The following is a 14,595-nucleotide window of genomic DNA, read 5'->3' on the forward strand; positions in this document are numbered from 1 at the left end:
GGACCGGATCCTCAGCAGAGCGTGAGCGTGCGTTTCAGGGCCTGAGCGTGAGCGTGTCTTCGGCTGCCGCAGCGACCGCCTGCTTCGAGTACGGCCAGGGACGGTTGACGTTGGCCGCCCAGTCGTTCGTCTGATCGTCGTAATGCGGGTGGAAGGCATGCCCCGAAGCACCCGTGAGGTTGATCCAATTCGACGCGTCGAAGTTCGACAGGTCGACGGTCTGACGCATCGACGGCACCCAGTTCGTCTCATAGCCGACCGAAGCATCCCACCCGGTGGCCTGGACGACGCCCGAACCGCCCGAGACCTCATAGGGTCCGCGGTTGAACAGCTTCTCGATCGGGACGATCCCCGATTCGCCGAGGCTGGCGTTGCGGATCGTCAGCCGGTGCAGGATTCCCCACCTCCAGGTCGCGGGTTCGGACCCGAGCAGATCCTCCGTCGTCGACCATGCCGATTTCATCGCCTTGCGCAGTGCTTCGTCCCGACCGTCGACGCCCTTGTCCGACCACCACTGCGATTCGGGATCCTCGAGGAGATTCGACATCACGAGGTACCAGCGTGAACCGCCGCTGGGGGAGACCCCCTTGGGCAGCTTGTCCGCGATGACCTGGTCGAGGAGGGTCGTGGAGAGCACATTGAAGTAGGCGGCACCGGCGCTGTTGGCGGCGTCCTTGCCACTCCACTCCTTGAGCATCTTCTGCGCCCGGGCGATGTCCTCATCACCATCGGCGTCGATCTTCAGCACCGCAGGCACGAGCTTCGAGGCGAACGGATTGAGGTCGTCGCCCTGAATGGCGGACATATCGACCGGCCGCAGCTTCCTGCCCTCGTTGACCGCGTCCTTGATGCGCTTGGTGATGCGCCGTGCCCGGTCGCCGTAGTCGACGTCGCGGCCCAGCTCGACGGTCTCACCGGGGGCGGCGACCGGATTGTTCGCGGTCACGATCCACCCGCGTTCGGGGTTGTACAGGCTCGGCAGGTCCTCGAAGTCGACCCATCCCTGCCAGTCCTCATCGGATTTCCATCCGCGGCGCGGCACGGTCCCGTCCGCCGTGCCACGGCGGGGGATCATCCCCGGGGCCTGGTATCCGATATTGCCGGCGACGTCGGCGTAGATGAGATTCTGGGACGGAACATCGAACAGGGAGGCCGCGTGCCGGAACTCCTTCCAGTTCGTCGCCTTGTTGATCTCGAACACCGCCGAGGCGGTCGTGCCCGGGCGCAGAGCCGTCCAGTCGAGGGCGAGACCGTAGTGCTCATCGTCGGGACCGGACTTCGGGTTCGTCGCATCGGCACCCGTGGAAGCGTCGAGGGCACGACGATAGGAGCTGTCGAGTTTGGATACGAGCGGTCCGTTGCGGGTGGAGCGGATGGTGATCTCCCGCGGGTCTTCGTTCGCGATCTTCACCGTCTCCTTGCGCACGCGCACCGGCTCATCGCCGTTGTCGTGGACGACTCGTCCGTCACGGATCTTCTCCACCACGAGGTCGGTGACATCGGCGCCGAGGTTCGTCAGCCCCCAGGCGATCGACTGGTTGTGGCCGATGACGACGCCGGGGAGGCCGGAGAAGGAGAAGCCGGAGACGTCGAAGGGACAGTCCTCAGTGACCTTCTTGCAGCGCAGACCGACCTGGTACCACACCGAGGGCATCGCCGGGGCCAGATGCGGGTCATTGGCCAGCAGCGGGGAACCGGACTTCGTATGCTCTCCGGAGATCACCCAGGAATTCGATCCGATGTCGTCGCTGTTCATGCCCAGCAGCTGCGGCAGCGAGGCGACCGTCGATCTCAGATCGAGGAGGTCATCGGTCGAGGCCGGGTCGTCGGGGATGGTGCCCCCGGCCTGCGCCTCCTCGTCGTCGGTGCCCGCCTCGCCCGAATCGACTGATGGCTTCTCGCCAGTCGGGGGAGCCTCCCCCCGCCGGCTTCCGTTCTTCGCGGCTGTGTGTCCGGCGACGCCGCCGAGGATCGTCGGGCGGGTGGCATACGGGTAGTCGGGGAACAGATCCTCGACCTGCTGCTGATCGAGTGCGGACGTCAGTACGGTGCGGTCGATCTCGTCTCCGAGGTTCGACCGGAGGTCCCAGGCCATGGCCTTGAGCCAGGCGACGCTGTCGGCAGGAGTCCACTTCTCGATCGTGGTCGCTCCCGACTGCAGCCCGAGGACGGTGTACTCGAGGGACACCTGACTGGGGGACTTGTCCTTGAGGTAGGCGTTGACTCCGTCCGCGTAGGCCTCGTAGTAGGCCCGGGTCGTCTGATCGAGTCTCTTCACTTCCTCTTCGGCGACTTCCCGCCAGCCCAGGGTGCGAATGAATGTGTCGGTGCCGAACTGGGAACTGCCGAAGAGTTCGGACAGACGCCCCGAGGTGACATGGCGGCGGAAGTCCATCTCCCAGAAACGGTCCTGAGCGTGGACGAAACCCTGAGCCGCGAACAGGTCATGGGCGGTCTCGGCTTCGATGGTGGGAACACCCGATTCGTCACGCTGGACGGTGACCGCGGCGTCGAGTCCCGGCAGGGAGATCTCACCGTCGGTGGTGGGGAAGGACCGGCGGACGAGAAAGACACCGATGACGGTCAGCAGCAGCGCGAGGACGAGGATGCCGGCGAGCACACGCACGAGTACACGGGTGCTGACTGCCAGATGCGAACCGCCGGATGGGCGGAACACCTTGAGCAATGCGCTCGATTCCTTCTCGTCCTGCGCATCGGGCGCCGCCATGAGTCTCCTTCGGCCGTCCAAGATCCTTCGGTTCACAGTATCAGTGTCGACCGTCCTGACCGGGGGTATCGACGTTTTCGACAGGAGTGTCGGTCGTGGGACGGTCAGCCGTGTGCCTCGGGCGTCTCGGTCTCAGGCGGTTTCGGTTTGTGGACGAAGGTGACGAGGACGACGGAGATCATCATGAGCAGGAACCAGGCGACGAGTTTCGTCAGCGGCACCAGTTGCCACCCGTCGTCCTGGCTCGGATACAGCCAGGCCCCGGCCGCGGTGCCGATGTTCTCAGCCAACCAGATGAAGAAGGCGACGAGGACGAAGGCCAGGAGCACCGGCATCGACAGTGTCGTGCGGTGAACGCTGAAATGCACCCGACAGCGGAAGAAGACGACGACGGTGAGAACCACGAGGAGCAGGCGGAGGTCGATGATGAAGTGATGAGTGAAGAAGTTGAGGTAGATGGCGGCGGCGATGACGGCGGTGAGCCACCTCGGCGGGTAATGGGTGAACCTCAAGTCGAACAGTCGATAGACGCGGACGAGATAGGACCCGACGGCGGCGTACATGAAGCCTGTGAACAGGGGGACGGCGCCGATGTGGAGGAACCCGCCGGGGGCGTAGTTCCACGAACCGACCGCGGTTTTGAAGATCTCCATGCCCGTACCGACGATGTGGAAGACGATGATGACGACGAGTTCGTGCCCGGTCTCCAGGCGTGCGGCGAGCATGCCGATCTGGATGATGACGGCGAGGATGACGAGGAAGTCGTTGCCGGCCAGTGCCGCGTCCTCGGGATAGAGCCAGGACGTGCCGATGATGGCGATGAGCATGAGTCCGCCGAACAGGCACGCCCACGCCTGTTTGATCCCAAAGGCGAGGAACTCCCGAATGCCGGCGGGTGCGCGAGGGAGGAGCCGGTCGGCGAAGACGTCGAGGAAGGCTTCGAGGCGGGTGAGTTCGCTGCGTGCGGCCATGAGTCCTTCGGTGGGGGAACAAGAACGGGAAGGGAATGCGGTCACCGGTGAGACGTCTACGGCAAGCCTATCGTGACGAGATCGGGACCGATCCGACCGGGAGGCGAGCCGATGGCCCCCGATGTCGGCTGCGACTTAGACTCGCATCATGCATATTCTCCTCTTCGGCGCCTCCGGTCACGTCGGCACGGGACTCGCGAAGCTGCTCAGCTCCGACCACCGCATCACCGGGATCGTGCGCCGGCCTCCCACCGCCGAGACGAGCTATCAGCCGCTGGTGGTGCCCCGGTGGGTGGACGACGCCGACAAGGTCATCAGCGAGCTCACCGACGCGAAGACACCACCGGTCGATGCCGTCGTCGCCGCGATCGGCGGGTGGTACATGGACTCACCCGTACTCGACCGCGGTCTCGCGAAGTTCGACACCGACTACGACGCCTACCTGCGCGGACACTTCACCGCCTGCGTGATCTCCGAGCGACTGGCGGCAGACCGGGGTACCGGTCGCCTCACTCATCTCGCGTTCAACGGCGTCGCCAGCGTCGAGGCCCTGCCCGGCTCCGGAGGGATCAGCGTATTCGGGGCGGCGCAGAAGATGCTCATCGAGGTCGCCGCCGCCGAATCGACGAGGGTGGACTTCCGAGAACTGCGGGTCATGGCACCCATCGGCGGCGACGACCGCAACGACCTCACCGGGGGAGTGGAGACCATCGGACTCGCCGAGGTGGCCGCAGCCGCAGCCGCGATCGTGGACGGTGCCGACCGCTTCGAGGTGAGCACGGAGATCGGCTCGGACCACGGTGGGGAGAACGGATGAGACTCGCCGCGGCCGACTGTGCTGTCTTGGGTCGGGCGCGACCGACATGTCTCGAGTCAGGCGCGGCGGTAGCGGAGGAAGACCTGATCGTCCTCGTCACGGACATCGATGAGCCGCAGATCGATCTGTGCCGGCAGACGGGAGAAATGACTGCCCTCGGTGTGGATGTACCGGGGGCTGATGCTCAGCAGCAGCTCAGCGCCCGGGTGGTGTTCGAGCAGGCGGAACGCGAGGTTCGGGCCTGACTCACAGACGATGAGCTCCTCACCGGCCGGAGTGTCCGCGCGCGTGGCCAAGGAGGCGACCACCTCGGCGATGGTGCCCGGGGTGAACTGCTGGGCACGGTAGTCCACACCGATCTCGGCCAACTGCCGGGCCAGAGGGGCCGGATCCGACTCCGTGAGCACGTGCACCGGCGTGTGCTCGAGGGCCTTGCCTGGGGCGTTGATGACCGGCAGCTGGGGATTGAGAGCGGTGCGTCGGTCGATGATGAGCGCCGAGGCGCGCCGACGCAGAGCGATGAAGTTCCGGAAATCCGTGTCGGTCGACACCCCGGTCGACCAGCCGTCCTGCGCGAACGAGCCGTTGATCGATTGGACGAGGGAGATGACGAGGCGAGGCACCGGCTGCTACTTCTTCAGCTCGGTCGCCGGGCCCATGGCGATGCGCGGGTGATCGGCGGGATCGATGGTGCGCAGGATCCACTTGAGATCGGCCTCATCGAGGGTCACACAGCCATTGGTGCCGGAATCATGATCGAGGTGGAGCCAGATTCCGCCGCCCTTGTCCCAGCCCATCGGACGGGTCTTGTCCGTGGGCGGAGTCCCCGGCTTGCGGTTGTAGTCGATGGCGATGATGTAGTCGAACACGGACTTATAGTCCGCACCATAGGCCACCGTCGCCGAGGAGGGCAGACGGCTGTCTCGCGTGTACGGCAGCTTCGTGCCCGGGTCGGCTTTGAACCCGCCCGCGTCGCTGAGAGTGAACACGCCGATGGGACTCGTCTTGTCGCCCTCATGGCGGTCCTTCAGCCAGCCGTTGCTGCCGTTGTGCGTGGTGAACGTCTTGAGCTTCTTCCACTTCTTGCCCTCGAACTCATAGAAACTCAGCGTCGACGTCTCCGAGCGCGCATCGGCCGACGTGGCGACGAGGACCTGGGACGTCTCCTCGGGGATCTGGTCCGCATACTCCTGCGCGAGCCCCGGGAGGGGAACCTCATGGGCGGGACCGTTCGACTCGGTGCTGGCCGCAGCAGAATCCGTGGTCGACCCGGAGGCGTTCGAGGCGTGACTCGCGTCGCCACCGGTCGGGGAGACCTGCGCGGGGGCCGCGAAATCGCCGATGCTCGTCTGCTGTGCCGGGGCGGCCAGAGCCGTGGAATCGACGGTCGCATCGGACTCGCCGCCGCCATCGGAATCAGCGCCGCAAGCGGTGAGCAGCAGGGCGAAGGCGAGGATCGCAGACACGCCCGCGCGCCGGTGGACACCATTGGACATGAGGCCATCATCTCATGCCACATGAGAACTCCCGGGTAGTGACTATGCGAAAATGACCTCATGAGCATTCCACCCGTGCCGAACCATCCTCCGCGCCCCGGGCGCCGGAAACCGGCCGAGGAGTCTCCGCAGTCGATCACAACGCAGTTGTTCATCGGCCAGGACGAGTCCGCGGCCGCGGATGGCTCCACCCAAGCACTGACTCCGACCGAACTGCAGAGGCTGCGGTCGATGGTCGAATCCGACGGCACCGACGCCACCGAGGTCCTCAGCCTCGAAGAGCTGCGCCAGCTCGCCGCTGCCGACGGATACGAAACCGGTGGGCTTCCGGCCGCGCCGCGCAAAGCGAACTCCGAGGACATCGCCGCTGCCGAAGCCGCCTCGGCGCCGAAGCAGTGGAACCCGCTGCCGAGCTCCGATGCACCGTCAGGACCCGAATACGAGACCGAAGCTCACCCGCAGCAGGGTCAGTGGGGACAGGAATTCGGGGCGGCCGGACACGCGGGTGCGGCTGCGCAGCCGACTGCGGCGACGCCCCCCGGCGGACCGGCGCCGTCTTCGAGCGGACCGCAGCCTGCCCCGGCCGGATACGCTCCCGCCTATGCTGCCGCGCCGGCCGATGCCGCAGGAAGCGGCTACGGACCGGGCGGGCCCGGTGGCCAGGGCGGACCTGGGGGCCCGGGCGGATACGGCGGACCCGGTGGACCCGGTGGGCCCTACGGGCAGCGGCCCGAGACGAAGAAAGTCCCCGCCTGGCTGTGGGTGCTCGCTGCGATCGCCCTGGTCCTTGCCCTCGGCATCGTCGGCTATATCGCCTGGGACGCCACCCAGGGTTCGGAAGACACCTCGGCTGCTCCCACGGATCAGCCGTCGATCGGCCAGACCGACGAACCCGAACCCACCGACTCGGGCAGCTCCGAACCCCCGGTGGCCGAGGAATCCTTCACGTCCCCGTCGGGCAACATCGCCTGCACCATCGACTCCGAACGAGCGAGGTGCATGATCAAGGACTACGACTACTCGCCTCCGGCGAAACCCGATGACTGCCGACTCGACGACTGGGGCGACATCGTCGTGGCGAACAATGAAGGGGCAGGATTCTCCTGTGTCGAAGCGCCCGAGTCCGAAGGCGCCGCACGCGTTCTCGGATACGGCGATTCGGTCTCTGCCGAGGGAATGACCTGCACCTCGACCGAAGAGGGCATGGAATGCAAGTCCGACGACTCCGGAGTCGGATTCAACGTTCGCCGCGCCTCGGTCGACTTCCTCAAGTGAGGGAATGCGACCGGGTCGGGGCCGCCTCGGTGGTCTTAGCGACCGGATCCGCGAACACGGCGACCGCCTCGGTGGTCTTAGGATGTGGACAAAGGTGTGACGGACGGCGAGGATCGGATTACGGTGGGCACGTGGCTCACAGGATCCTCCTCCTTCCTTGCCGCGACGAGTCCTGAACATACAGCACACTCGTCGCGGAGTCTTCCTATGCTGGTCAAGCGTTGAGAAACTGAGATAGAGGAATCATGAAACTGCAGAAGCCTTCTCCCATGCCGTTCGGCAAATACAAGTCCTTCCAGGACCGCATCGCCCTCGATATGCGCGATCGCACCTGGCCCGATCAGCTCATCCGCAAGGCCCCCCGCTGGCTGAGCACGGATCTGCGCGACGGCAATCAGGCCCTCATCGACCCGATGACCCCGGACCGCAAACGCAAGATGTTCGACCTCCTCGTCAAGCTCGGCTTCAAGGAGATCGAGGTCGGATTCCCCGCCGCCAGCCAGGTCGACTTCGACTTCGTCCGCGAGATCATCGAACAGGACGCGATCCCCGACGATGTCAGGATCTCCGTTCTCACACAGGCTCGTGAGGATCTCATCGAACGCACCGTCGAGTCCCTCGTCGGCGCGAAGATGCCCACCGTGCACCTCTACAACGCGACGGCTCCGGTCTTCCGCAAAGTCGTCTTCGGCTTCGACGGCGACGGCTTCGATCAGACCCGTGACATCGCGCTCCAGGGCACCCAGGCGGTGATGAAGCATGCGGAGTCGCTGCTCGGTGACGCGGACTTCGGCTACCAGTACTCGCCGGAGATCTTCGTCGACACCGAACCCGAATTCGCTCTCGACATCGTCGGCTCCGTGCTCGATGTGTGGCAGCCGGCCGCCGGGCGCGAAACCGTCGTCAACCTGCCCGCCACCGTCGAACGCGGCACCCCGAACACCTACGCCGACCAGATCGAATGGTTCTGCCGCAACATTCCCTACCGCGACGATGTCGCCGTCTCACTGCACCCGCACAACGACCGGGGCACCGGTGTCGCAGCCGCAGAACTGGGCATGATGGCCGGCGCCGACCGCATCGAAGGCTGCCTGTTCGGCAACGGGGAGCGCACCGGCAACCTCGACCTGGTGACCGTCGCGCTCAACCTCTACACCCAGGGCGTGGATCCGGAACTCGACTTCTCCGACATCGACGAGGTCATCCACACCGTCACCGAATGCAACCAGATCGGTGTCCACGAACGCCACCCCTACGGCGGCGACCTCGTGTTCACCTCGTTCTCCGGTTCGCACCAGGATGCGATCAACAAGGCCTTCGCCGATCGGGAGAAGAAGGCGAACGCCCAGGGTACACCCGTCGACCTCATGGAATGGGACATGCCCTACCTGCCGGTCGACCCGAAGGACCTCGGCCGTTCCTACGAGGCGATCATCCGCGTGAACTCGCAGTCCGGCAAGGGCGGCGTGACCTACCTGCTCAAGAGCGAGTACGGTCTTGACCTGCCGCGTCGGATGCAGGTCGAATTCTCCCGCGCCGTGCAGATGCACACCGAGGGCGGGGGCGAGGTCAACGCCGAGGAGATCCGCAAGATCTTCAACTATGAGTACCTGCCCTCGGACGATGAAGACAAGGCATGGGGCCGCTTCCAGATCGTGGGCCTGCGCACGGACTCGGGCACCGTCGGCGAATCGGGCCCGTCCGAACGCGTCGAGGTCGACCTCATCGTCGACGGTCAGGAACGCACCTACGAAGGTCACGGCAAAGGCCCGATCGATGCGCTCGTGAAGATCCTCGTCGAGAACTTCGACGTCGACATCAGACTCCAGGACTACACCGAGCACGCGATCGGCTCCGGTGCCGACGCCATGGCCGCCGCCTACGTCGAACTCGCCGTCGAGGACCGTGTCGTCTGGGGTGCGGGGCTCCACCCGAACATCACGAAGGCCTCGCTCAAAGCCGTCGTCTCGGCCGTCAACCGCGCCGCTCGGGACCGTCAGGCCTGAAACGGGTGAGCCCCGGGCCTGAGGCTGAGTCTCCGCGGCTGCGGGACTGAGCCTCCGGCGGCCTTCCGGGCCCATCTCACAGCGGTCGCAGAGCGCGGCGGGGAGGAATCCCCGCCGCGCTCTGCGATAATGGGCGGGTGCACAACTATCGTGATGAAGGCATCGTGCTCCAAGGGCACAAGCTCGGCGAAGCCGACCGCATCGTCACCGTGCTCACCCGCAGCCACGGCCTCGTGCGCGCCGTCGCCAAGGGGGTGCGTCGGACGAAATCGCGGTTCGGCTCACGACTCGAACCCTTTATGCTCATCGACGTCCAGTGCCATGTCGGGCGCAGCCTCGACATCGTCACTCAGGTCGAACTCATCGAACCCTTCGCACGGGGAATCGCCACGGACTACGATGTCTATTCGGCCGCCTCGGTGATGGCCGAAACCGCCCGCAGCATCACCGAGGTCGAACCCCAATCGCGCACCCATTTCCTCCTCCTCGTCTCCGCGATCCGCTCCCTGTGCAATCGCGAACACCCGCCGCGGCTGTCATTGGACGCCTACCTGCTGCGCGCGATGTCGGTGGCCGGATGGGCACCCAGCCTGCTCGACTGCGCACAATGCGGTCGGCCCGGACCGCACCGGGCTTTCTCCGCGTCCCTCGGCGGTGCCGTGTGCACGCACTGCCGCCCGTCCGGGGCGGCGCTGCCCGACACCGATGCGCTCGAGCACATGGCCGCGCTGCTCTCCGGTGACTGGGAACGGGCCGAGGCCTCCGACCTGCACGATCAGATCGACGGGTCGAAGCTCGTCTCCGACTGGGTGTCCTGGCACCTCGAGCGCAATATCCGATCACTGAGAGTTCTGGAGAGCACATGAGCTATCCCGCACCACCGGCCCACCCCAGCGGAGCGCGTCCTCCGCGCATCGATGCGAAGTTCGTGCCTGAGCACGTGGCCATCGTCATGGACGGCAACGGTCGGTGGGCGAATCAGCGGGGACTGCCGCGCACGGAAGGGCACAGGGCCGGCGAGGCTTCGCTGCTCGACGTCGTCCACGGAGCCATCGAGGTCGGTGTGGAGTATCTGTCCGCGTATGCGTTCTCGACGGAGAACTGGAAGCGCTCACCCGACGAGGTGCGCTTCCTCATGGGCTTCAATCGTGACGTCATCCGTCGCCGTCGCGACGAACTCAACGCCCTCGGTGTGCGGATCGTGTGGTCGGGACGGCGCGGTCGGCTGTGGCGATCGGTCATCGACGAACTCGAGTCCGCCGCCGAGATGACCAAGCACAACACTGGCCTGGTGCTGCAGTTCTGCGTGAACTACGGTGGCCGATCGGAGATCGTCGACGCGATCAATGCGATCACCGCCGAGGTGGCTGCCGGCAAACTCAAACCGGGGAAGGTCTCGGAGAAGACCATCCGGTCGCGGCTCTACGCGCCCGGAGTGCCCGATGTCGACCTGTTCATGCGCTCCTCGGGGGAGCAGCGGACCTCGAACTTCCTGCTCTGGCAGTCCGCCTACGCCGAGATGGTCTTCCAAGACGTGCTGTGGCCCGATGTCGACCGGCGCACGCTGTGGGCCGCGATCGAAGAGTACGCGCGCCGTGACCGCCGTTTCGGCGGAGCAGTCGACACTCCAACGGCCTAAGCAGCTGTCTGCGGGTGCCCGCTGGCATTCGTGAAACGTCGACGGCCCCGCAGCACACTGCTGCGGGGCCGTCGATGCACTCAGTGCGACAGGGGCGTCAGACCGGGGTCAGAAACGGTCGCGGGAGCGATCGGAGCTGCGAGCTCCGAACTTCTTCCCGCCTCGGCGATCGTTGCGGAAGTTGCGGCCGTCGCCGGGCTGCTTGTCGAAGTTGCGCTTCTTGAACGGACGCGCCGGGCGGCCCGAATCCGGACGGATGTCGATGGGGCGGCCCTGGATCTCGGTGTGGGAGAGTTTGCGCAGCACGGACGGGTCGAGGTCCTTGGGCAGGTCGACGAGAGTGTGGTTCGACCGGATGTCGATGTGGCCGATCTGCTTCGAGGTGATTCCGCCCTCGTTCGCGATCGCACCGACGACAGCACCGGGCTGGAGTCGCTCATTGCGTCCCACGGCCAGACGGTAGGTCGTCATGTTCTCATCACGGGCACGGCCGCCGCGGGCCGGACGGCCTCCGTCACGGCCGCCGTCCCGGTCCCGGCCGGGCTTGCCGCGCACCGGCTCTGGCATCGGTTCGGCCTTGAGGGTGTTCGACTCGAGCACGAGCGAGGCCAGGGCCGCGGCGATGTTCGTCGCCGGGACATCACGGGAGAGCTCGTACTGCTCGATGACGGCAGTCAGCTCGCTCAGTTCGGTCGTGGCGAGCACATCATCGATGCGTTTGGTGAACTTCTCCACCCGGGTGTTCGTCAGCTCTTCGACGCTGGGCAGAACCAGCGGTTCGACCTTCTGCTTGGTCGCCCGTTCGATGGATCCGAGCAGACGCTGCTCGCGCGGAGTGACGAAGAGGATCGCCTCGCCCGAACGTCCGGCGCGGCCGGTGCGGCCGATGCGGTGGACATAGGACTCGGTGTCATGCGGGATGTCGTAGTTGACGACGAGGGTGATGCGCTCGACGTCGAGGCCGCGTGCGGCGACGTCGGTGGCCACGAGGACGTCGACCTTGCCCGAGCGCAGCATCTCCACGGTCCGCTCACGAGCCTGCTGAGGGATGTCGCCGTTGATCGCCGAGGCCTTGAACCCGCGGGCGCGCAGCTTCTCGGCCAGTTCCTCGGTCGCCTGCTTGGTGCGCACGAACATGATGATGCCCTCGTACTCCTCGACCTCGAGGATGCGGGTCAGGGCGTCGAGCTTGTGCGAATGCTGGACCATGAAGTAACGCTGGCGGATGTTCGCGCCGGTCTGCGACTTCGAAGCGATCCGGACTTCCTGCGGATCGTTGAGGTACTTGCCGGTGATCCGGTGGATCGACGTCGGCATGGTCGCGGAGAACAGTGCCACCTGGCGGTTGTCACCGACCTGGCTGAAGATCTCCTCGATGTCCTCGGCGAAGCCCATCTTGAGCATCTCGTCGGCCTCATCGAGGATGAGGTGCTCAAGGCTGCCGAGTTTGAGCGAACCGCGCTTGAGGTGGTCGATGACGCGGCCTGGGGTGCCGACGACGATCTGCGCTCCGCGGCGTAGTCCCGCCAGCTGCGGGCCGTAGGCCTGACCGCCGTAGATCGGCAGCACGGAGAAGTCGGCCAGCTCGGTGGCATAGGAGGTGAACGCCTCGGCGACCTGGATCGCCAGCTCACGGGTCGGGGTGAGAACGAGAGCGAACGGGCCATCGGCGGCGCGCCCCGCCTCGGCGAGGTCGGACAGGGCCGGCAGCGCGAACGCGGCGGTCTTACCGGTACCGGTCTGGGCCAGACCGATGACGTCACGGCCGGACAGCAGGGCCGGGATGGTCTCGGCCTGGATCGGGGTCGGGGTCTCATAGCCCTGCGCCTCGACGGCTTTGAGCACGAGGGGATGGAGTCCGAGTTCGGAGAACTTCGGGGTGGTTTCGTCGGTTGTGGACACATCGGTCATGAGTTGTCTCTCTCACGTCGGCACACACTTGATCGCAGATGACTGTAGTGGCGATCTACCCTGCGGCCGCTTATGCAATCATCGTGAGCAATCCGGGCCGAAACCGTAATAGATCCAAGGACTCGCTTGGACAGACGCGCAAGACGTCCGTACGGAGAAAGGTTTGGGTGTACTCAAAGTCTACATGCTGCACCCTCGCCGAGGCGGCACGGAAGGGGCCGAACCGATGTGAGATCAGTCGCCTCCCGGACTCAACTCCCCGTGGAGAGCCGACGTTGAGGAGGGGCGCCGTCGACCGGTTAGGGTAGTACCTGCGAGCCACGGCAGCCGGCCGTCGGCGAACTGAATCAAGGAGAGAAAATCGTGGCACAGTCCAAGTTGGATGCCGTCATCGCCCTGGCCAAACGCAGAGGATTCGTCTTCCAGGCAGGAGAGATCTACGGCGGTTCCCGCTCGGCATGGGACTATGGTCCGTTGGGCGTCGAGCTCAAGGACAACATCAAGTCCCAGTGGTGGCAGACCTTCGTGCGCGGTCGCGAGGACGTCGTCGGCCTCGACTCCTCGATCATCCTGCCCAAGCGCGTCTGGGAGGCGTCCGGCCACGTCGAGACCTTCGTCGACCCGCTCGTCGAATGCCTCAACTGCCACAAGCGCCACCGTGAGGACCACCTGCTCGAGGCGTTCGAAGCGAAGCACAAGAAGGCCCCGGAGAACGGCATGGCCGAGATCGTCTGCCCCGACTGCGGCACCCGCGGGCAGTGGACCGAACCACAGGAGTTCTCCGGACTCGTCAAGACCTACCTCGGCCCCGTCGACTCCGAAGCCGGCCTGCATTACCTGCGTCCGGAGACGGCGCAGGGCATCTTCGTGAACTTCAACAACGTGCTCACCGCCGCCCGGAAGAAGCCGCCGTTCGGCATCGGCCAGATCGGCAAGGCCTTCCGCAACGAGATCACCCCCGGCAACTTCATCTTCCGCACCCGTGAGTTCGAGCAGATGGAGATCGAATACTTCGTCCACCCGAACGAAGCCGACGACTATTACAAGCAGTGGGTCGAAGACTGCTGGAACTGGTTCCTCGACCTCGGCATCTCCGCGGACAACGTCCGCCGCCTCGATGTGCCCGAGGACGACCGGGCCCACTACTCATCGGGCACCATCGACGTCGAATACCGCTTCGGCTTCCAAGGTTCGGAATGGGGCGAGCTCATGGGAGTGGCCAACCGCACCGACTACGATCTCGGCACCCACACCGAGCTGTCCGGAACGAAGCTGCAGTACTTCGACCAGGCCAGCGGCGACCGCTACACCCCGTATGTCATCGAACCCTCCTTCGGCCTGACGCGGTCGATGATGGCGTTCCTCGTCGAGGCCTACACCGAGGACGAGGCGCCGAACACGAAGGGCGGCGTGGACAAGCGAATCGTGCTCAAGCTCGACCCGCGGCTGGCTCCGGTCAAGGCCGCGGTGCTGCCGCTGAGCCGCAACGAGAAGCTTTCGCCGCAGGCGAAGGAGCTCGCCGCCCGACTGCGCCGTCGGTGGAACATCGACTTCGACGATGCCGGTGCCATCGGACGCCGCTACCGGCGCCAGGACGAGATCGGCACGCCGCTGTGCATCACCGTCGACTTCGACACCCTCGATGACCAGGCGGTCACGATCCGCAAGCGCGACGATATGAGCCAGGAGCGCGTGAGCATCGATCAGGTCGAGAAGTACCTGGCCGACCACCTCGCCGGAGCCTGATCTGTC

11 protein-coding genes are annotated in these 14,595 nt (G+C 65.6%); 6 read left to right on the forward strand and 5 right to left on the reverse strand.

Annotated elements, in window-relative coordinates; all coding sequences use genetic code 11:
- Window positions 1-34 precede the first annotated feature (34 nt).
- A complete protein-coding gene (locus tag ACSE4D_RS16445) occupies window positions 35-2,728 on the reverse strand; it encodes a penicillin acylase family protein (RefSeq protein ID WP_436326299.1) in 2,694 nt (897 codons plus the stop codon).
- Between the two features lie 104 nt (window positions 2,729-2,832).
- Entirely contained in the window at window positions 2,833-3,699 is an 867-nt protein-coding gene (locus tag ACSE4D_RS16450) for a DUF817 domain-containing protein (protein ID WP_436326300.1), read from the reverse strand.
- 148 nt (window positions 3,700-3,847) lie between these two features.
- Here ACSE4D_RS16450 and ACSE4D_RS16455 point away from each other — a divergent pair, with 148 nt between their 5' ends.
- The gene (locus tag ACSE4D_RS16455; RefSeq protein WP_436326301.1) at window positions 3,848-4,516 is read left to right on the forward strand and encodes an NAD(P)-dependent oxidoreductase; all 669 of its coding nucleotides are present in this window, start codon (window positions 3,848-3,850) and stop codon (window positions 4,514-4,516) included.
- A 56-nt stretch (window positions 4,517-4,572) separates the two neighbouring features.
- Here the strand turns inward: ACSE4D_RS16455 and ACSE4D_RS16460 are convergent, their stop codons facing one another.
- Entirely contained in the window at window positions 4,573-5,139 is a 567-nt protein-coding gene (locus ACSE4D_RS16460; RefSeq protein ID WP_135541213.1) for a hypothetical protein, read from the reverse strand.
- 6 nt (window positions 5,140-5,145) lie between these two features.
- Window positions 5,146-6,012 carry a L,D-transpeptidase family protein gene (locus ACSE4D_RS16465; protein WP_436326302.1) on the reverse strand — a complete coding sequence of 289 codons (867 nt, stop codon included), beginning with the start codon at window positions 6,010-6,012 and terminating at the stop codon, window positions 5,146-5,148.
- A 60-nt stretch (window positions 6,013-6,072) separates the two neighbouring features.
- On the opposite strand from ACSE4D_RS16465, the gene ACSE4D_RS16470 reads away from it, so the two are divergent.
- The 4 genes from ACSE4D_RS16470 to ACSE4D_RS16485 all read left to right on the forward strand — a co-directional run bounded on the left by ACSE4D_RS16470 (window position 6,073) and on the right by ACSE4D_RS16485 (window position 10,932).
- The gene (locus ACSE4D_RS16470; protein WP_436326303.1) at window positions 6,073-7,287 is read left to right on the forward strand and encodes a DUF6636 domain-containing protein; all 1,215 of its coding nucleotides are present in this window, start codon (window positions 6,073-6,075) and stop codon (window positions 7,285-7,287) included.
- A 245-nt stretch (window positions 7,288-7,532) separates the two neighbouring features.
- Window positions 7,533-9,293 carry a 2-isopropylmalate synthase gene (gene leuA / locus ACSE4D_RS16475; RefSeq protein WP_135541207.1) on the forward strand — a complete coding sequence of 587 codons (1,761 nt, stop codon included), beginning with the start codon at window positions 7,533-7,535 and terminating at the stop codon, window positions 9,291-9,293.
- A 137-nt stretch (window positions 9,294-9,430) separates the two neighbouring features.
- Window positions 9,431-10,159, forward strand: a complete 729-nt coding sequence (gene recO / locus ACSE4D_RS16480; protein ID WP_135541205.1) for a DNA repair protein RecO — start codon at window positions 9,431-9,433, stop codon at window positions 10,157-10,159.
- Window positions 10,156-10,932: an isoprenyl transferase gene (locus tag ACSE4D_RS16485; protein ID WP_426937476.1), complete on the forward strand. Its 777-nt coding sequence runs from the start codon at window positions 10,156-10,158 to the stop codon at window positions 10,930-10,932. Before recO ends, ACSE4D_RS16485 begins: the two co-directional genes overlap by 4 nt.
- A gap of 108 nt (window positions 10,933-11,040) precedes the next feature.
- On the opposite strand, the gene ACSE4D_RS16490 is transcribed toward ACSE4D_RS16485, so the two are convergent.
- Window positions 11,041-12,843: a DEAD/DEAH box helicase gene (locus ACSE4D_RS16490; protein WP_425119576.1), complete on the reverse strand. Its 1,803-nt coding sequence runs from the start codon at window positions 12,841-12,843 to the stop codon at window positions 11,041-11,043.
- Window positions 12,844-13,203: 360 nt separating this feature from the next.
- Here ACSE4D_RS16490 and ACSE4D_RS16495 point away from each other — a divergent pair, with 360 nt between their 5' ends.
- A complete protein-coding gene (locus ACSE4D_RS16495; protein WP_135541199.1) occupies window positions 13,204-14,589 on the forward strand; it encodes a glycine--tRNA ligase in 1,386 nt (461 codons plus the stop codon).
- The last annotated feature ends 6 nt before the right edge of the window (window positions 14,590-14,595 follow it).

The sequence above is a fragment of the Brevibacterium sp. FAM 27836 genome (assembly GCF_051351055.1).
GTDB lineage: Bacteria > Actinomycetota > Actinomycetes > Actinomycetales > Brevibacteriaceae > Brevibacterium.

Coding starts and splice junctions, on each gene's coding strand:
- ACSE4D_RS16445 (WP_436326299.1), bottom strand. CDS start 2,728: ATGGCGGCGCCCGATGCGCAGGACGAGAAGGAATCGAGCGCATTGCTC.
- ACSE4D_RS16450 (WP_436326300.1), bottom strand. CDS start 3,699: ATGGCCGCACGCAGCGAACTCACCCGCCTCGAAGCCTTCCTCGACGTC.
- ACSE4D_RS16455 (WP_436326301.1), top strand. CDS start 3,848: ATGCATATTCTCCTCTTCGGCGCCTCCGGTCACGTCGGCACGGGACTC.
- ACSE4D_RS16465 (WP_436326302.1), bottom strand. CDS start 6,012: ATGTCCAATGGTGTCCACCGGCGCGCGGGCGTGTCTGCGATCCTCGCC.
- ACSE4D_RS16470 (WP_436326303.1), top strand. CDS start 6,073: ATGAGCATTCCACCCGTGCCGAACCATCCTCCGCGCCCCGGGCGCCGG.
- leuA (WP_135541207.1), top strand. CDS start 7,533: ATGAAACTGCAGAAGCCTTCTCCCATGCCGTTCGGCAAATACAAGTCC.
- ACSE4D_RS16485 (WP_426937476.1), top strand. CDS start 10,156: ATGAGCTATCCCGCACCACCGGCCCACCCCAGCGGAGCGCGTCCTCCG.
- ACSE4D_RS16490 (WP_425119576.1), bottom strand. CDS start 12,843: ATGACCGATGTGTCCACAACCGACGAAACCACCCCGAAGTTCTCCGAA.